16 protein-coding genes and 1 tRNA gene are annotated in these 19,373 nt (G+C 37.6%); all 17 read left to right on the top strand.

Going from position 1 to position 19,373, the window contains the following annotated elements:
- Positions 1–618 (top strand): DUF502 domain-containing protein, encoded by a 618-nt coding sequence (locus NC818_01585; protein MCM8783460.1) that lies wholly within the window; start codon positions 1–3, stop codon positions 616–618.
- Entirely contained in the window at positions 615–1,352 is a 738-nt protein-coding gene (recO, locus tag NC818_01580) for a DNA repair protein RecO (protein ID MCM8783459.1), read from the top strand. Before NC818_01585 ends, recO begins: the two co-directional genes overlap by 4 nt.
- Before the next feature lie 43 nt (positions 1,353–1,395).
- Positions 1,396–2,712 carry a glycine--tRNA ligase gene (locus tag NC818_01575; GenBank protein MCM8783458.1) on the top strand — a complete coding sequence of 439 codons (1,317 nt, stop codon included), beginning with the start codon at positions 1,396–1,398 and terminating at the stop codon, positions 2,710–2,712.
- Between the two features lie 139 nt (positions 2,713–2,851).
- Positions 2,852–5,593, top strand: a complete 2,742-nt coding sequence (gene ppdK / locus NC818_01570) for a pyruvate, phosphate dikinase (GenBank protein ID MCM8783457.1) — start codon at positions 2,852–2,854, stop codon at positions 5,591–5,593.
- Between the two features lie 11 nt (positions 5,594–5,604).
- Positions 5,605–6,546 carry an RNA polymerase sigma factor RpoD/SigA gene (locus NC818_01565; protein MCM8783456.1) on the top strand — a complete coding sequence of 314 codons (942 nt, stop codon included), beginning with the start codon at positions 5,605–5,607 and terminating at the stop codon, positions 6,544–6,546.
- Positions 6,533–7,054: an adenine phosphoribosyltransferase gene (gene apt, locus NC818_01560; GenBank protein MCM8783455.1), complete on the top strand. Its 522-nt coding sequence runs from the start codon at positions 6,533–6,535 to the stop codon at positions 7,052–7,054. The genes NC818_01565 and apt overlap by 14 nt, the downstream gene beginning before the upstream one ends.
- Positions 7,055–7,078: 24 nt before the next feature.
- Positions 7,079–7,152 (top strand) — tRNA-Arg (locus NC818_01555).
- A 45-nt stretch (positions 7,153–7,197) separates the two neighbouring features.
- Positions 7,198–8,040 carry an acetyl-CoA carboxylase, carboxyltransferase subunit beta gene (gene accD, locus NC818_01550; GenBank protein MCM8783454.1) on the top strand — a complete coding sequence of 281 codons (843 nt, stop codon included), beginning with the start codon at positions 7,198–7,200 and terminating at the stop codon, positions 8,038–8,040.
- A 57-nt stretch (positions 8,041–8,097) separates the two neighbouring features.
- A complete protein-coding gene (ugpC, locus tag NC818_01545; protein ID MCM8783453.1) occupies positions 8,098–9,204 on the top strand; it encodes a sn-glycerol-3-phosphate ABC transporter ATP-binding protein UgpC in 1,107 nt (368 codons plus the stop codon).
- Positions 9,205–9,210: 6 nt separating this feature from the next.
- Positions 9,211–10,644 carry a sensor domain-containing diguanylate cyclase gene (locus tag NC818_01540; GenBank protein MCM8783452.1) on the top strand — a complete coding sequence of 478 codons (1,434 nt, stop codon included), beginning with the start codon at positions 9,211–9,213 and terminating at the stop codon, positions 10,642–10,644.
- The gene (locus NC818_01535) at positions 10,641–11,963 is read left to right on the top strand and encodes a GGDEF domain-containing protein (GenBank protein MCM8783451.1); all 1,323 of its coding nucleotides are present in this window, start codon (positions 10,641–10,643) and stop codon (positions 11,961–11,963) included. The genes NC818_01540 and NC818_01535 overlap by 4 nt, the downstream gene beginning before the upstream one ends.
- 53 nt (positions 11,964–12,016) lie before the next feature.
- Positions 12,017–12,985, top strand: a complete 969-nt coding sequence (locus tag NC818_01530) for an ROK family protein (protein MCM8783450.1) — start codon at positions 12,017–12,019, stop codon at positions 12,983–12,985.
- Positions 12,982–13,659, top strand: a complete 678-nt coding sequence (fsa, locus tag NC818_01525; protein ID MCM8783449.1) for a fructose-6-phosphate aldolase — start codon at positions 12,982–12,984, stop codon at positions 13,657–13,659. Before NC818_01530 ends, fsa begins: the two co-directional genes overlap by 4 nt.
- Entirely contained in the window at positions 13,656–15,773 is a 2,118-nt protein-coding gene (gene lptD, locus NC818_01520) for an LPS assembly protein LptD (GenBank protein ID MCM8783448.1), read from the top strand. The genes fsa and lptD overlap by 4 nt, the downstream gene beginning before the upstream one ends.
- A 6-nt stretch (positions 15,774–15,779) precedes the next feature.
- Positions 15,780–17,081, top strand: a complete 1,302-nt coding sequence (locus NC818_01515) for a UDP-glucose/GDP-mannose dehydrogenase family protein (GenBank protein ID MCM8783447.1) — start codon at positions 15,780–15,782, stop codon at positions 17,079–17,081.
- Positions 17,081–18,064, top strand: coding sequence for a dTDP-glucose 4,6-dehydratase (gene rfbB / locus NC818_01510; protein ID MCM8783446.1), 984 nt, complete (start codon positions 17,081–17,083; stop codon positions 18,062–18,064). The genes NC818_01515 and rfbB overlap by 1 nt, the downstream gene beginning before the upstream one ends.
- Entirely contained in the window at positions 18,054–19,358 is a 1,305-nt protein-coding gene (locus tag NC818_01505) for a nucleotide sugar dehydrogenase (GenBank protein MCM8783445.1), read from the top strand. Before rfbB ends, NC818_01505 begins: the two co-directional genes overlap by 11 nt.
- Positions 19,359–19,373: the final 15 nt, after the last annotated feature.

The following is a 19,373-nucleotide window of genomic DNA, read 5'->3' as shown; positions in this document are numbered from 1 at the left end:
ATGGAAACTTTAATACGTAAATTAAGAAATAATTTTATCAGTGGTCTTATTATTCTGTTTCCTTTAGTTATCAGCTTTTTATTTATACGCTTTTTATACTTTAAGCTAGACCAAATCATTCTTGAACCAGGGATAAAATACCTTTTTAAATTCTTTCCTTATACTTATTTAGTTCCTCTTTTTAAAATTTTTATTTTCATTCTTGTAATTCTCATTATTTCTTTACTAGGTATTGCCACAAAAAATATCTTTGGACGGCGTTTTCTATTTTCTTTAGAACACTTTCTTTCACGTCTTCCTTTAATTGGTAAAATTTACAGCGGTACGAAGGAAATTTCGGATGCTTTATTGTTGAGTAAAAAGGGGGCGTTTCGCAAGGTAGTGCTGGTAGAATTTCCCAAAGATGGTTCTTATGCATTAGGTTTTATAACTTCGGAGACAAAGGGAGAAATTCAAAAGAGCACAAAAGAAGAGGTGGTAAGTGTTTTTATTCCGACAACCCCCAACCCCACGAGCGGTTTTTTGCTCTTTGTCCCTATAAATAAAACAATTCCCTTAGACATATCCGTAGAAGAGGGGATAAAACTAGTGATATCTTTTGGTATAGTATCACGATGATACGGAAAGCCGAAGCCTTGGTTTTAAAAAGATGTGAATTTCGCGAAACAAGTTTTATCCTTACACTCTTTACTAAAGATTTTGGGAAAATAAATGGCTTAGCAAAAGGAGTACGTGTTTCCCCACCTAAATGGAGGACTAGTTTTCCTCTCTTCAGTTATAACACCGTAGTTTTCTATCCTCGCCGTGGACTTAATCTTATTACTGATGCAGAACTACTTAAAGATTTTGGTGAAAAATTTTCAATCTTAAATAGACATATATTTGCTAGCTATCTGGTAGAACTGATAGATTTGTTTATGCCCTTAGAGGAGAAAAATGAGCGTATTTTTGAAATGCTTTTAAAAATTTTCACACTTATCGGAGATGCAGAAGACCTGGAACGCATAGTGAGAATATTTGAGATAAAACTTCTTCAATTGACGGGATTTTCACCGCGTATTGATAATTGTATTAGATGTAAAAAACCCATTATAAAGTCTGCTTATTTTAGCCATAGAAATGGGGGGCTTCTTTGTAAACATTGTGCCTTAGAAGACGGTAATTCCTCTTTTATTCAACCGGGAACGATTTCTACTTTGAAACACATACTGAGCGGTTCTGAAGAAAATCTCTTTTCTCGCCTCAGAATGGGCAGGTTAATTCGGGAAGAATTGCGGTTAGTTTTAGAAAAATTTCTAGTTTACCATCTGGAGAGGGTTCCGCGTGCTTACGAATTAGCCCCGAAGGCGTAAAGCGCTTGCTTATTTATAGATTTTATGTTAAAATTTTAAACCTATGTCGGAAGTAACGATAGAAAAGATTGTTTCTCTCTCTAAGCGTCGAGGATTTATTTTTCAGAACAGCGAACTTTATGGCGGGTTGGCGAGTTCTTGGGATTATGGACCGTTGGGGGTCGAGTTGAAAAAGAATATTAAAGACGCTTGGTGGAGAGCGATGGTTTATGAAAGAGATGATGTTTTTGGGCTTGATTCTGCGATTTTAATGCATCCGCGGATATGGGAAGCTTCCGGCCATGCCCAGAATTTTGCAGACCCTTTTCTCAGTTGTTCCCATTGTGATAAATATTATCGTCAGGACAATCCTGAGATTGTAAATGGTCTTTGTCCTTCCTGCGGAAAACCTTTGTCGGGAGAGGTTACTTACGCAAATTTGATGTTAAAGACGCATCTCGGCCCGATAGAAGAAACTGCTTTAAAAGTCTTTCTGAGGCCTGAAACTGCTCAGGGAATCTTTGTAAATTTTGCCAATATTCTTGCCGCCAAACACCCTAAACTTCCTTTTGGCATCGCTCAGATAGGCAAAGCATTTCGTAATGAAATTACGACAGGAAACTTCACTTTCCGTTCTCGCGAATTTGAACAGATGGAATTGGAATATTTTGTCCGTCCCGAAGAAGATAAAGAATATTACGATTTCTGGATTCAGGAACGTTTTAACTGGTATATAAGACTGGGAATAAACAGAGATAATCTACGTTTACGGGAACATGCCGAAGATGAACTTGCACATTATGCTAAAGCCTGTACCGATATAGAATATCATTTTCCCTTTGGTTGGATGGAGTTAGAAGGGATTGCTAACCGCACCGATTTTGACCTGCGCCAACACAGTAAATTTAGCGGTATAGAACTTTCTTATTTTGATGAGCAAAAGCGAGATATTTTTTTTCCCTACATCATTGAACCATCGGGAGGGGTTGACCGTTCGCTACTTGCTTTTCTTATCGATGCTTATCGGGAAGAGAAAGTGAAAGGAGAGAAAAGGGTTGTTTTAGGATTAGATAAAAAACTAGCTCCCATTAAGGTCGCAGTTTTGCCTTTACTAAGCAATCGGTCGGAAATAGTAGAAATGGCAAGAAAAATATATGAAGATTTACGTGCGTATTTTGTGGTTACCTATGATGATACAGCCAGCATTGGTCGGCTTTACCGCCGTCAGGATGAGATAGGCACTGTTTATTGTGTAACTGTAGATGTTCAATCTCTCGTTGATAAACAGGTTACGATAAGAGATAGAGATACAATGCTTCAGGACCGTATTTCCATAGACAAGTTAAAAGAGTATCTAGATTCTAAATTTAATATTGGCTAAAGCTGTTTTGTTCAGTTCTTTATGTGATGTGCATTTTTGTTTACCGGAATTGACGAAACTAACAAACACAACGAACCTAACGAACAAAACGAACACACCAGAGTTAACGTAATTTTTAGAAAGGAGGGGTTTTCTAACGATGAGTAAGAAATATGTTTACTTTTTTGGAGGAGGTAAAGCTGATGGAAATGAGAAGATGAAAGAACTCTTAGGAGGTAAGGGAGCAAATCTCGCGGAGATGGCAGGGCATCCTGACTTAAAACTTCCTGTTCCTCCGGGTTTTACTATTACAACCGAAGTCTGCACTTATTATTATAAGCATAAAAAGAAATATCCTGAGGGGCTGAAAGAACAGGTCGATAAAGCTATGCGGAATATAGAGAAACTTATGGGTAGGAAATTCGGAGATTCGCAAAATCCTTTACTTGTTTCTGTGCGTTCGGGAGCAAGACGTTCTATGCCGGGTATGATGGAAACAGTGCTCAATGTTGGACTAACCGAGAAAACCATTCCCGGATTGATTAAACAAAGTAAAGGAAATGAACGTTTTGTTTATGATGCCTATCGCCGACTTCTTATGATGTATTCAGACGTGGTAATGGAAAAGGCTCAGGGTATTGAACCCGAAAGTGAAGAGTTGGGTATTCGCAAACAGTTAGAGAGGATTATGCAAGATTTAAAGAAAGCAAAAGGAATTAGCTCCGATACCGACTTAGATGCTGAAGACTTGAAAAAGTTATGTTCTCTTTTCAAGGCAAAAATAAAGGAAGTCCTTAAAAAAGATTTTCCTGATGATCCCAATGTTCAACTCTGGCAGGCAATAGGTGCAGTTTTTGCTTCTTGGAATGGAAAGCGAGCCGTAGCTTATCGTAAAATCGAACATATTCCTGATGATTGGGGTACTGCTGTAAATGTTCAAACTATGGTTTTTGGAAATTTAGATGATACTTCTGCTACGGGTGTAGCTTTTACCCGTAATCCCGGCAATGGTGAGAACCAATTCTACGGAGAATATCTCATTAATGCCCAAGGAGAAGATGTGGTCGCGGGCATACGTACCCCCGCTCCCCTAAATGAATATTCACGGAGTGAGTATAATCGTCATTTAAAGACCCTAGAAGAAGCGATGCCTAAACTTTACCAACAACTTTTTCAGATTCAGAAAAGGTTGGAGAAACATTATCGGGATATGCAGGATATTGAATTTACAATCGAAAAAGGAAGGCTTTTTATCCTTCAGTGTCGTGTGGGTAAGCGTAATGGATTAGCGGCGGTAAAAATGGCAGTCGATATGTATAAAGAAAGATTGATTACTAAAGAAATGGCAGTTTATCGGGTTACACCCCAGCAGTTGGATGAATTACTTCACCCTATAATTGACCCCAAAGAAGAAGCAAAACGCAAGCCTTTGGCTAAAGGACTTCCTGCTGGTCCCGGAGGAGCAATGGGACAGGTGGTTTTTTCCGCTCAGGAGGCAGTAAATTGGGTAAAGGAAGGGAAGAAGGTTATTCTTGTTAGAGAAGAAACCAATCCCGAAGACGTAGAGGGAATGCGTGCTGCGGAGGCAATTCTCACTGCTCGCGGAGGAATGACTTCTCACGCTGCTCTGGTTGCCCGCGGTTGGGGAAAATGTTGTATTGTAGGATGCGGAGAGATAGAGATAGACTATGAAAAGAAAGAATTTAACGTGGATGGTAAAACGATTAAAGAAGGTGATTGGATTACCCTTAACGGAACAAAAGGATACGTTTACGAAGGAAAGCTTGCGATGATTGACGCCTCTAGTGAGAACGAACTTCTTAACAGTTTTCTTAAAATCTGTGATAAGGTGAGGAGATTAAAAATCCGTACCAATGCAGATACCCCTGAAGATGCTAAGCGCGCTCGTTCTTTTGGGGCAGAGGGGATTGGGCTTTTCCGCACCGAACATATGTTTTATGGAAAAGGTTCAGAAATTCCACTCTTTATTTTAAGAAAGATGATAATTTCCCGTACAGAAGAAGAACGGCGTTCTGCTTTGCAAGAACTGTTTCCTTATATGAAGGAAGATATAAAAAATACCCTTCTTGCGATGGAAGGACTTCCGGTAACCATCAGACTTATTGATCCGCCTCTTCACGAATTCGTTCCTCATCAGAGAGAACAATTGGAGAATTTAGCCAAAAGTTTAAACATCTCATTTGAAGAATTAGAGAAGAGAGCGGATGGTCTAAAAGAGTCAAATCCGATGATGGGGCATCGGGGGGTGCGTTTGGGCATAACCTATCCCGAGATTAGCGAGACACAGATAAGGGCAATTTTTGAAGCCTCTTGTGAATTGATAAAAGAAGGTAAAAGAACTTATCCTGAGATTATGATACCCGTAGTTTCAGATATGAAAGAATTTGTTCATCAATTTGAGATTGTGAAACGAGTTTACAAAGAAGTCATTACCAAATTTAATGTCAAAAAGATTGACTATTTGGTAGGAACGATGATTGAAATTCCCCGTGCCAGTCTCCTTGCTCACAGGATTGCTGAAGTAGCAGAATTTTTCTCTTTTGGAACTAACGACCTTACCCAAATGGGGTTTGGGTTCTCTCGTGATGACATCGGAGCTTTTTTGCCTGATTATCTGGAAAAGGGTATACTCAACAATGACCCTTTCCAGACCATTGATGAAGAGGGTATAGGTGAACTTATTAGGACAGGAATTGAACGTGGCAGAAGAGTCAGACCTAACTTAAAAGTCGGGATTTGTGGCGAGCATGGAGGTGAGCCACAATCGGTTAAATTCTGTCATCGGGTAGGCATGGATTATGTGAGTTGTTCTCCTTTTCGGGTTCCTATTGCTAAGTTGGCTGCAGCACAGGCGGTTCTTGAGGATGCGAGAAATAAGTAGTAAGGTAAGATATGGAGCCGATTAAAGCTTATTTAAGGGATATAAAGAATGTAGAACGCTTGAGTGCGGAGGAAGAGTTTAAAATTGCCCGACGTGCAAAACGTGGAGATAGAATTGCACGTGATAGGCTTATTCATGCTAACTTACCTCTGGTGATAAATATGGCAAAGAAATACAGCTATTTGGGACTGCCTTTGACTGATTTGATCGAAGAGGGTAACATTGGGTTGATGCGTGCGGTGGCAAAGTTTAATCCCAATAAGGGATACCGTTTTTCTACCTATGCTGCTTGGTGGATAAGACAGTATATAACAAGAGCGATAGCTAATCAGGCAAGAGTAGTGAGACTTCCTGTCTACATGAACGAGATGATTAGTAAGTTGCGAAAGATTAATGAGAAACTTTCTCACAAATTTGGGCGCAAGCCTACGGATAAGGAAATTGCTAAAGAGATGGGAATCTCGGTGCAGAAAGTAAAAGAGATAACGGAACTTTCCGTTCGTTCAAGTTCGCTCGATCGCATGGTCTTACCTGAAGAAAGCTCTACAGAATTTGTTGACCTTCTGGAAGATCTTACTTCAAAGAATGCCATAGATGAACTAGTAAGTTTATTCCATCACGAGAAAATAACTGAGCTATTGGGTATGATGCCTGACAGAGAAAGGGAAATTTTGAGCATGCGTTTTGGTTTTATAGGAGGAGTAACACATTCTTTAAGTGAGGTGGCGAAGAAATTCTCTATAAGCAGGGAAAGGGTGAGACAGATTGAAGAGAATGCGCTCAAAAAGTTACACAAACTACTAACTTCGGAACAAATAAAGAAAATCTCTTATGTAGAAAAAAGACTTAGAGAAGAAGAGAAAAAAGAACTATGTAGACGTAGAGAAAAAGGATTAAAGATAGTTAAAAATAAAAATAAAAATAAAAATAAAAGGGTTTATGGGAGGAGATAATCTTAAAAAATATATTCGTAATATTGCCAACTTTCCTAAAAAAGGAATTATTTTTCGTGATATAACTACGCTTTTAAAAGAACCCTCTATTTTTAAAAAAGTCATCGATATCTTTTATCGGCGTTACAGAAATAAGAACATAGAATTGGTGGTAGCGGTAGAGGCAAGAGGGTTTATCTTTGGTTCGGTATTGGCTTATAAATTAGGGGCGGGGTTTGTTCCTATAAGGAAAAGAGGGAAACTTCCTGCTAAAACTGTGGAGGTTTCTTATTCTTTAGAGTATGGTGAGGATACTCTGTGTGCACATAAGGATGCTGTAAAGAAGGGACAGCGTGTGCTCATTGTTGATGACCTTTTGGCTACTGGAGGGACAGTAAAGGCAGTCACGGAATTGATGAAAAAACTTAATGGGAATATTGTGGAATGTGCTTTCCTCATTGAGCTTACTGCACTCAATGGCCGTGAAAAACTAAAGAAATACCCAGTTTTCTCTTTGATAAAATATTAAAAAGCAATTTAACAATTTATTTCCGCCCCAGTAGCTCAGATGGATAGAGCAGAGGTTTCCTAAACCTCGTGTCGGAGGTTCGAATCCTCCTTGGGGCAATAGAATAATTAAAATTCTGATTTTTGTATTTTAAACTTTGAACCATGGCGATATTTAGAAGACCAAAATATACTCTGGTTAAAGTTGCTAAACGTAAAGAGATTCCTGAGGGGCTCTGGACAAAGTGCGAAGATTGCGGAGAGATTATTTATAATAAGACGTTGGAGGAAAATTTCAAGGTTTGTCCTAAATGCAATTATCATTTTGTGCTCACTGCACCTGAACGCATCAATCTTCTTTTAGATAAAGATAGTTTTAAAGAATTGGATGGTGCGCTTTCTTCGGTTGATGCTTTGGAATTTAAAGGTCCCGTTAGTTATAGTGAGAAATTATTAAAGGACCAAAAGGCTACAGGTCTAAAAGATGCGGTAGTTAGTGGAGAAGGAACCATAGAGGGTAGAAGGACGGTAATGGCGGTTACCGATTCTCGGTTTATGATGGGTTCGATGGGGTCGGTGGTAGGAGAGAAAATTACCCGTAGTATAGAGCATGCGTTGAAAAAAAAATGCCCTTTGATTATAGTTTCCGGTTCAGGCGGTGGTGCAAGGATGCAGGAAGGGATGATTTCGCTGATGCAAATGGCTAAAACCTCTGCGGCGCTTTCTCATTTTCACCGTGCAGGACTATGTTTTATCTCTATTTTGACCAATCCTACGATGGCAGGGGTGCTTGCTTCTTTTGCCAGTTTAGGTGATGTATTGATTGCTGAACCACGAGCTCTCATTGGCTTCACTGGTCCGCGGGTTATTGAACAAACAATTCATCAAGTATTGCCTCCTGGATTTCAACGCTCAGAATTTCTTCTGGAACACGGACTAATTGATATGATTGTGCATCGTCGTGACTTGAAACAAACTTTAATAAATCTCATTGATTATTTTGGCTAAAGGTAGCAAATAATTTAGATAGTTTTTTAGTTAAAAGATTATCAGCGAAGGAGGGATATGGCGCAGGTAAGTTTAAGACATGTGCATAAAATTTTTCCCGGTGGAGTAAATGCAGTAAAAGATTTCAATTTAGGTGTGGAGAGTAAAGAATTCATTGTGATTGTTGGGCCTTCCGGTTGTGGGAAATCTACCACTTTGAGAATGATTGCAGGGTTAGAAGAAGTTACCTCGGGCGAGATTTATATTGGAGATAAGTTGGTTAATGATGTTCCTCCTAAGGATAGAAATATTGCCATGGTTTTTCAAAACTATGCTCTTTATCCTCATATGAGTGTTTACGATAACATGGCTTTCGGTTTAAGATTAAGAGGTTATGCGAAATCCCAGATAAAGGAACGGGTAATGGAGGCAGCGAAGATTTTAGGAATACACCAACTCCTCGGCAGAAAACCCAAAGAGCTCTCTGGCGGAGAGAAACAACGCGGGGCGGTAGGAAGAGCAATTGTGCGTAAGCCTTTAGTCTTTTTGTTTGATGAACCGCTTAGTAATCTCGATGCTAAGTTGAGAGTTCAGATGCGTGCTGAATTGAACAAACTGCATAATCGCCTACAAACAACAATGATTTATGTTACCCATGACCAGGTGGAAGCAATGACTCTTGGTTCACGCATTGTGGTCATGAAGGATGGAATTATCCAGCAGGTAGCCGATCCATTGACCTTGTATAGTCATCCCGTGAATAAATTTGTTGCCTCCTTTATTGGAACTCCTCCGATGAATTTTATTCAAGGAAGATTAGTGGAGCATAATGGCAAATACTTTTTTGATGAAGGTGGATTTAAGGTGAGGATTCTTGAACATATGATTGAAGCTTTAAAGAACTATGTGGGTAAAGAGATTATTTTGGGGATAAGGGCAGAGGACATCTACGATAAATTTTTTACCACCCATTCTACTCCCGAGAATACAATAAATGTCTTGGTGGACATTGTAGAACCAATGGGTTCAGAAATTTATCTCTACCTTAATACAGGTAGAAATATACTTATTGCCCGGATAGGAGGAATAACTCAACCCCCTCAAGTAAATCAGAAGATAGAAGTAGTTTTAGACATGAATAAGGTCCATTTCTTTGATAAAGATACCGAGAAAGCATTGGTTTAAATTATAATGGCATTAAAATGGTCAAGGTTGCTAAACGGCTTTATCGTTCTATTTTCTTCTTTTCTTATTTTTTTTCTCATAGAACGAGAACTTTGGATTCAAGGTCCTGGATTAGAAGATAAAGTGATGGCTTTATTTATTTTGTTTGCACCATTGATTTCCTTTACCGTCTTTACCTTTGGGAATATTTTTGGTTTTTTTTATTTTTTAGTAATTATTCTTTTCAGCCAGAGGTTTCTCCAGTATTATCAAACAAATTACATTCTCCCTTTAATCGGGATAGCTTTTAGTGCCGGAGTTTTATCCGGTATCAAACGCGTGGGGTTTGTTTCCCATATTAAAATTTATAAGGGAAAAATTAATAATTTAAGAAATAGAATTGCTCTTTTATCCGCTGATATCGAGGATAAAAACAAAGTTAAATCAGCACTCACAAAGAGATTTGAGAGATTTTACCGTTTGAAACTCATGGCAGATGAATTTAGCACGACTTTAGATCTGGTCAAGATAATCCAATCGGCAGGTGCAAGAATTGGCGAAATAATCCCTAAAGCAGAAAATGTTCTGATATATTTAGTAGAAGAAGAGGGCATAGAGATAGAGAATCCCAAGGTTGTCTCCTTTTTCTTAAAAACCGATTACGGCCCTCAGGATAGAGAATTACAGCTTGATATATTTGACCGTTGGCTACTTAGAGAGAAAGGCAATTTAATAGTTAACGATGTCCAAAAGGATTTTCGTTTTTCTTCCGCGGTAGAAGAAACTAAAAGAGATTTTCGTGCTCTGCTTGCCTGCCCTTTAAGTTCTGAAGATAGATTATTGGGGGTGGTGCGTTTAGAATCTTCTTTGCCAGCCAGTTTTACTCCTGACGACTTAAGAATGTTGGATATTTTTTCTGATTTGGTGTCGGTAGGAGTAGAGAATGCCTATCTTTATCAGAAGACAGAGGAGTTAGCTAAACGCGACGGTTTAACTAATCTCTTTTTACCCCGATATCTTTATAGCCGTTTAGAAGAATTAATGGTTAAATCAAAAGAATTTTCTGTTTTAATACTGGACCTTGATTATTTTAAAGATTACAATGACCGTTATGGGCATATTGCGGGAGATATTATGCTTAAGAAGATAGCAAGGATACTTAGTTCTAATATTACCCAGAATGATTTTGCAGTGCGTTATGGTGGAGAGGAATTTTTGGTGGTTTTGGGAGATTCAGGAAAAGAAAGAGCAATCAGATTTGCCGAAGAAATAAGGGAAAGAGTGGACAGAGAGATTTTTTACCTGCGTCGGGAAGCAACGCATGTAACTATTTCTATAGGAATAGCAATTTATCCCTATGATGGTAAAACCAAAGAGGAAATTATACATAAAGCAGACGAGTGTTTATATTCTGCTAAAGCACAAGGAAGAAATCGTATTGCTTACCGAGGGATAAAATGAGCTACGGCATATTTTTAATTCCCATTCTTTTCTTGTTGAATTTTATTGTGCGGGGCAAGAAGATTTTTCTTATCACTGCCATATTTTGTCTAGTCATTTTATTTTTAGAATTTATGCCCAATAGAAAGGTAGAGGGGGGTACGTATTTTTTAAGCCTCTCTCTTGTATTATTTACCTTTCCCGTCTTGGTAAACAGATTTGAGAAAATGTCTCTTAATTTTTCGGAAGAAGCGGAGAAAGAATTTCTCCATTTAGAAGTTGTTTGTAAGGATATGGAGAAAAGAATTGAAGATGTCGAAGTTACAATTAGGAATTTAGAAAAAGACAATTTTACGATGTTAGATTTATATGAAATAACCAAGGAGATGTCCGGAGTTCTTTCTTTTGAAGACATATTTAGATTCCTTCAGAAGACTTTGCGAAAAAATTTTTCTTTTGAGAAAGGTTTTCTGGTTATATTACGCCATAATTTTAGTGCGTTGGAGATAGATAAGATATATGAAATTTCCTCACTTTTTACGGATGATTTAAAGGAAAGTTATCTTTCTCGTAGGGAACACTATAAAGTTCTGGAAAGAATCTACCGTGAAAGAGGCTCTTTTTATCTGGATAAGGATGACGATGATGTTAAACGGCGTTTCGGTATAGAAGTAGATGTTCCTTTTGCCGTTTCTGCTTTGCATTCGGGAAATACCGTAATTGGTTTTTTGCTTTTAGAAGGTCTAAAAAAGGAAGATTTTTCCAAATTTACCATCTTCTCCACGCAAATATCTCTGGAATTAAGAAAGGTTATTCTTTACGAAGAGATAGAAAAGATGGCAACGACGGATAGTCTTACGGGGCTCTATGTGCGTAGAGAGATAATTAAATCTTTTGAAGAAGAACTGGGGAGAGCTAAAAAACATAAGATGTTTCTTAGTTTTCTTATGATTGACATTGACCATTTCAAAAATTGCAATGACCAATACGGCCATCTTACCGGTGATTACGTGTTGCGAGAGATAGCACGGATATTGAGGACAAATTTGAGAGAGATTGACCTTATTGGTAGATATGGAGGAGAAGAGTTAACAGTGCTTTTGCTCAATACGGCTGAGGAAGAAGCAAAGATAGTTGCCGAGAGGATTCGTGAGGCAGTAGGGAAATATCCCTTCAAAGCCTATGGAGAAAAGTTTAATGTTACTGTCAGTATAGGAGGGACGGTTTTCCCAAAAGATGGCGAATCGGTAATACAATTGGTTGCTAACGCGGATAAGGCTTTATACTTTGCTAAGAACCACGGACGTAATTGTGTTATATTCTATGACGAGATTAAATAGGCAAAGGTATTTATACTTATTGCTCTTAAAATTTCAACTTCCTCATTCTTAAGATGAAATATTATATTGGAATAGACATCGGAGCAACAAAGGTAAAATTAGGAATTTTAGATAATAAGCTTAAAATTATCAAACGCTCCGAGTTAGATACCCATTGCTATCTTGAAAAATCTCGTCTTATCTTTGCAATTAGAGAAACTATTTTTTCTTTTATTGAGAGATATAAAAGGAAACCACAGGCAATAGGCATTGGAGTTCCGGGGTTGGTCGACCCCTATAGAGGTTTAGTTTATTATTTAGTCAATATTTCTGGATGGGACAATGTTTATTTAAAAAAAATTTTAGAAGATTGTCTAAAAGTTCCGGTTTTTATTGATAATGATGTCAATATAATGGCTTTAGCAGAATTGTACGCCGGTCGTGCAAAAGGAAAGAAAAATGTTGTTTGTATCACTTTAGGGACTGGAGTGGGAGGAGGTTTGATTTTAGAAGGAAAGCTCTATCGGGGGGCAACTTTCTCTGCAGGAGAAATTGGGCATTTTCCTTTAAATGAGCACGGTCCACTATGCAATTGCGGAGGAAAAGCTTGTTTAGAAAGATATGTAGGTAATCGTTATATCGTGGAAGAAGCGATAAATAAAATCAAAAAAGGCCCGCTTCCTACAATTATACCTGATTTAATAAAGAATGATTTTTCAAAACTTAATCCAGAGATTCTGAGTTTAGCCTTGAAAAAAGGAGATTTGCTTGCTAAGGAAATCTGGCAGAATGTGGGAAAGAGAATTGGGATAATTTTAGCAGGGATAGTTAATCTACTTAACCCAGAAATGATTATTATTGGTGGAGGGATTGCAGGGGCAGGAAAAGTTTTGTTTGAAAATATAAAAAGCACCATAAAAGAACGTGCAATGCGGATACCTGCAAATAGAGTAGAGGTTGTGCAGGCAAAGTTAAAAGAAAATGCAGGAATAATTGGCGCAGGTTTTTTAGCTAAGGAAGGAGTAAGAGGAGGTAGAGGATGAAACTATTTATCGATTCCGCTAATCTTGATGAAATTCGCGAAGCGGCGAGTTGGGGTGTTATTAACGGTGTAACCACCAATCCTACGCTGGTTGCGAAAGAGGGAAAAGATTTTATTAAATTGATTAAAGAAATATGCGAAATTGTCGATGGCCCAATTTCAGCGGAAGCGGTGAGTTTGGATAAGGAATCAATTATTAAAGAAGCCCGCTTCCTTTCCCAAATACATAAAAATATCGTCGTCAAGATTCCTTTGAACACAGAAGGTTTAAAAGCGGTAAAGATACTGTCGGCAGAGGGGATAAAAACCAACGTTACTCTCTGTTTTTCTGCCACTCAGGCAATGCTTGCTGCTAAGGCGGGTGCGAGTTATATTTCTCCTTTTGTAGGGAGACTTGATGACATAAGTACAAGAGGAATGGATTTAATTGGGGATATTCGCACTATTTTTGATAACTATCACTTCGCTACCCAGATTATTGTTGCCAGTGTGCGTAACCCCATTCATGTTTTGGATTCAGCCCTTATCGGAGCAGATGTTGCTACCTGTCCCTTTAGTGTCTTAGAACAACTTTTAAAGCACCCCTTGACCGATATTGGCATTAAGCGTTTTCTGGATGATTGGAAAAAAGTACCGAGTGTAAACCCAAAAATTAAGATTAGAGGTTCAAGATGAAATTCAGAAGATTTAAATTTTACACTTTAATATTCAGTTTTATATTTTGCATTTTACGTTTTGCGTTTGTAGTTCTTGCTCAGGATATGGGTTCGGTAACAGTTAAAGGAGATAATGTAGAGTATTTAACGCAGGAGAAGAAGATAATCGGCGAGGGAAATGTAGAGATAGTTTATCAAAACATGAAACTTACCTGTGAAAGAATAGAATTCTTTACTGAAACAAAAGCTGCTATTGCTTCAGGTAATGTAAAATTGTATCAGGACAATACACTTTTTACGGGAGATAAACTCTATTACAATTTTGAAACCAAGAAGGGTGAAGTCATAAATCTAAGTATGGAGAAAATGGGACCTTGGTATGGAGGAGGTAAATCGGCAGAGAAGATAGCAGATAAGGAATATGTAGTAGAAGAGGGCTATATCACCACCTGCGACCAGGGAAAACCCCACTATCGCATAAGGTCAAGAAAGATTGAGGTGTTCTTAGATGATAAAATAGTAGCGCATGACGTCTCCTTTATGGTGGGTAATGTTCCTCTATTTTATCTTCCATATTTAAGATATTCTTTAACAGAAAAATATCCTCATTTTATTTTTATACCCGGCAGAAATAAGAAATGGGGATGGTACATGCTTACTGCTTGGCGCCACAATTTTATTGAGGATAAAAAAGGATTTATTCATCTTGACTATCGAGAAAGAAAAGGCTTTGCGCATGGTTTAGACCAGGAATATTCCATAAAGCACTTTGGTTCAGGATTTTTTCGTTATTATTATATGAATGAGCGAGATAAATCCGTTTCTAAGGAAGTGCGCCAGGAGACAGAACGTTATCGGGTTCAATTGAAACACCGCTGGCAGATAAGCGATGATACCCGTGCGCTGATGGAGTATCACAAAATGAGTGATATAGATTTTATCAAAGACTATTTCTACCGCGAAGAATATGTAAACGATAATCATCCGAAGTCTTACCTCTCCATAATCAACTCACAGCCTGTTTATAATCTTTCTTTTTTGGTTCAGAAAAGAACCAATCGCTTCTTCACCGAGACTGAACGCTTACCTGAGATTGCGCTTAACCTGATGAACCAAAAATTGGGTAACTCAATGTTTTATTATAAATCTGATTACAGTTTTGCAAACCTCACCAATAAAAATGCCGGTTCCGATTTAGACGACGATGTGCGGAGATTTGACAGTTATAATCGGCTTTCGTATTTTTCAAAGTTTGGTTTTTTAAATCTCAATCCCTATATTGGCACGCGCCAGACATATTATTCTAAAGATAAATATGGTGATGAAGCAGAAATAAGAGGTATATTCTATTCAGGTATGGATATAAGCACAAGGTTTTATAAAATATACGATATCCATTCAGATTTTTTAGGATTGGATATAAATAAATTAAGGCATATAGTTACACCCATAGCCAACTATAAATATATCCACCAACCCACAATTCTCCCTGATAAACTAATGGGTTTTGATTCTTTAGATTCTATAAACCGAGAAAATGTCGTTACACTGGGCATAGAAAATAGACTCCAGACTAAAAGAAAAGAAAAGGACAATTTAAAGACGGTTGACTTGGGAAATTTCCTTTTTACTGGCGATTACCATTTCAAACCTGAAGATACCGGTAGCCAGTGGCGGAATTTTAAGCTCGATTTAGAGCTTACTCCTTACAATTGGTTGAGATTTGAATCCGACGCTATTTATGACCCTCCTTCGAAAAATTTTAATACTGCAAACTTTGATTTAATTGCCTCCCATAATGATATCTGGTCATTAGGCTTAGGTTCGAGATATGAAAAGAACTCTATTAATGAGATAACTACCTCTTTTATTTATAATTTAAATTCAAAATGGCAATTCCGCGTTTATGAGCGGTATGACTTTAAGAAGATTTTAGAAGATGGCACAAAAAGAATAAACGATTTTGTAGAGCAAGAGTATGCGATAGTAAAAGACCTGCATTGCTGGACAGGGGAATTCTCGCTCAATATAAATGACGGATATTCTTTTTGGGTTATTTTTAGACTTAAGGCCTTCCCTGAAATTCCGTTTAGATTTTCTGCATCTTATTCCAAACCCAAAATTACAAGGTGATTTAAGATGAAAATAGGAATAATTGGTTCAGGGTATGTAGGGTTGGTTACAGGAGCCTGTTTTGCTGATTTGGGTAATGAAGTTATCTGTATGGATTCAGACAAAAAGAAAATAGAACTTCTTAAAAAAGGAAGAGTTTCTTTTTACGAACCCGGTCTGGAAGAAATGGTTGTACGTAATTTGAGAGAGAAACGTCTTTCTTTTACTAACCAGATAAAAACTGTTGTCAAAAACTCTCTAGTGATATTTATTGCTGTGGGAACACCTTCCAAGTCTGGAGGAGAAGCGGATTTGACTTTTGTAGAAAATGTCGCTCGTGAAATTGCTTGTAATATGCGCACCTATCGAATTATCGTTGAGAAAAGCACTGTTCCTGTGGAAACAGGTAAATGGATTGAGCATACCATAAAAGTATTTAACCGTGGTAGGGTAAAGTTTGATATTGCTTCCAATCCGGAGTTTTTAAGAGAAGGTTCAGCAATTCAAGATTTTCTTCATCCTGACCGCATTGTGATTGGCGTAGAGTCAAGAAAGGCAAAAGAAATTCTTTCTGAATTGTATAAACCCTTAAAGGCCCCCATAATTTTTACAGACATAAATTCTGCAGAAATGATTAAACACGCAGCCAATTCCTTTTTAGCCACAAAGATTTCTTTTATCAATGCCATTGCCAATATTTGTGAAAAAACAGGAGCAGATGTATTGAAGGTGGCGGAAGGGATGGGGTTAGATAAGCGTATCGGTAGAGCCTTTCTTGATGCAGGCATTGGTTATGGAGGTTCCTGCTTTCCCAAAGATGTGGATGCTTTTATTCACATTGCTGATAAGGCGGGGTATGAATTTGAACTCCTGAAAGCGGTAAGAAAGATAAACGAAAACCAAAAAACCCTTTTCTTAAAAAAGATTAAAGATGCTCTTTGGGTCATCCAAGATAAAAATATTGGCATTTTAGGACTTTCTTTTAAACCCAATACCGACGATATTCGTAATGCTCCTTCCCTGGAAATTATTTCTGCATTACTTAAAGAGGGTGCAAATATTCGTTGTTTTGACCCCCAGGCGATGCCTAAAGTGAAAGAGGTTTTAAAAGATAAAATTCACTTCTGTCGCAACTCTTATGAGGTGGCAAGAAATGCTGACTGTTTGGCAATTGTTACTGAATGGAATGAGTTTAAAGAGTTGGATTTATTGAGATTAAAAAGATTAATGCGCCAACCAATTATCATTGATGGCAGGAATATTTATGAGCCCGATAAGGTAAAGAAGCTTGGTTTTCGTTATACGGGCATAGGGAGAGGCTGGTTTTAATGGAGAAGATTTTAGTTACCGGAGGTTGCGGTTTTATTGGTTCAAATTTCATCCGTTACATTCTTAAGAAATATCCTCAATATAAAGTCATAAATTTAGACAAACTTACCTATGCAGGAAACTTAAAGAATTTAAAGGATATAGAAAAAGACTCCCGCTATAAATTTATAAAGGGTGATATCTGCAATTTTAAAGTTGTAAAAAATTTGATAAAAGAGGTAGATACTCTAATAAATTTTGCAAGCGAAACTCATGTAGACCGCTCCCTTAAGAAAGCGGATGATTTTTTAAGAACAAATTTTTATGGAACCTATATGCTCTTAGAGTCAGCGAGAGATAAAAAAATAGACTTATTTCTCCAGATATCTACTGATGAAGTCTATGGAAGCAGAAGAGAGGGATTTTTTAAAGAAGATACTTCCCTAAATCCTTCTAATCCTTATGCTGTTTCCAAGGCATCCGCAGACCTCTTGGCTCTTTCTTATTATCGGACCTATAAACTGCCGGTAATTATAACTCGTTCCTCCAACAATTTTGGTCCTTATCAATATCCTGAGAAGATAATTCCCTTATTCATTACCAATCTGTTAGAAAACAAAAAAATTCCTCTATACGGCAATGGTTTAAATACGAGAGATTGGCTTTATGTTTTAGACAATGTTTCCGCCATCGATATCGTAATGCATAAAGGAAGAATTGGTGAAATTTATAATATTGGAGGTGGAAACTTCTTAAGTAACATTCAACTTGCTAAAATTTTGTTACAGATGATGGAGAAGCAAGGTGATTTTATAGAATATGTTTCCGACCGTCCCGGGCATGATTTTCGCTATGCTTTAGATTCCTCTAAGATAAAAGCTTTAGGATGGAGTCCAGTATATTCTTTTGAAGATGCTCTTAAAGAGACTGTAGATTGGTATAAAAAAAACACCTTATGGTGGAAGCATCTAAAAAACAAAGCAAGGAGAAAAGATGGTAGATGAGTTAAAGAGGAATATCATCAATCGCCAAACTAAAATCTGTGTGATAGGATTGGGTTACGTCGGTTTACCCCTTGCCTTAGAATTTGCCAAAGAAGGTTTTGAGGTTATGGGGTTAGAGGTAGATGAGGATAAGGTAAGAAAAGTAAATAGAGGGGTTTCTTATATTCTTGATGTTTCCGGTAAGGATTTAAAAAACCAGATAAAAGAAAAAAGATTCAAAGCTACTTCCAAAAGTGATATTTTGCAAAAGGCGGACATTATTATTGTTTGTGTTCCTACGCCTTTACGTAAGACTAAAGAGCCAGACATCTCTTATATCATTGAAGCTACCGAGAAGGTTTCGCACTATTTGCGAAAAGGGCAGATTATTATTTTAGAAAGCACTACTTACCCCGGAACAACCGATGAATTAATTCTCCCTATGCTCGAAAAAAAAGGTTTTAAGGTGGGTAAGGATATATTTCTTGCCTTTTCTCCGGAAAGAATCGACCCCGGTAATCCACAGTTTAATACTAAGAATATTCCCAAAGTGGTAGGAGGAATAGACGCCGAGAGTACCGACCTTGTTTATACTCTTTATCATCAGATTGTTAATGAAGTAATTGCTGTTTCTTCGGCAAAAGTGGCGGAAATGGTAAAACTTCTAGAAAATACCTTCCGTGCAGTAAATATTGGTTTAATAAATGAAATTGCTCTTCTTTGTGACAGATTAGGAATTGATGTATGGGAAGTTATTTCCGCTGCTAAAACAAAGCCTTTTGGTTTTATGGCATTTTATCCCGGTCCGGGGATTGGTGGCCACTGTATTCCCTACGACCCACTTTACCTTTCTTGGAAAGCGCGCTCCCATGGATTTGAAGCACGGTTCATTGAACTCGCCCATCAAATTAACACTTATATGCCCCATTATATTATAGAGAAAACCATCTCAGCTTTAAATGAACAAGCTAAACCCTTGAAGAATGCGCGGATTTTGGTTATTGGAATAACCTACAAAAGAGATGTTGTGGACACCAGAGAATCTCCTGCTTTAGAGATTATTAAACTTCTGGAAGAGAAAAAAGCGATTGTTTCTTATCATGACCCCTATATTTCTCAAATACAGATAGAAGATAAGATTTACAATTCACTTAGTTTAGAAGAGGGAGTTTTAAGAGAAACCGACTGCGTTATTATCGTTACCGACCATCTTTGTTTAGACTATAGCTTGATTGTTAAAGAGGCAAAATTAATCATTGATACCCGTAACGCCTTAAGTTTCTATAAAGACAATAAAAAGATTATACGCATTTAAACTTTAAACTTTTCA

The sequence above is a fragment of the Candidatus Omnitrophota bacterium genome (assembly GCA_023819145.1).
Lineage (GTDB): Bacteria > Omnitrophota > Gorgyraeia > DTHP01 > DTHP01 > JBFWKV01.
This window is presented reverse-complemented; position numbering and strand designations above follow the sequence as displayed.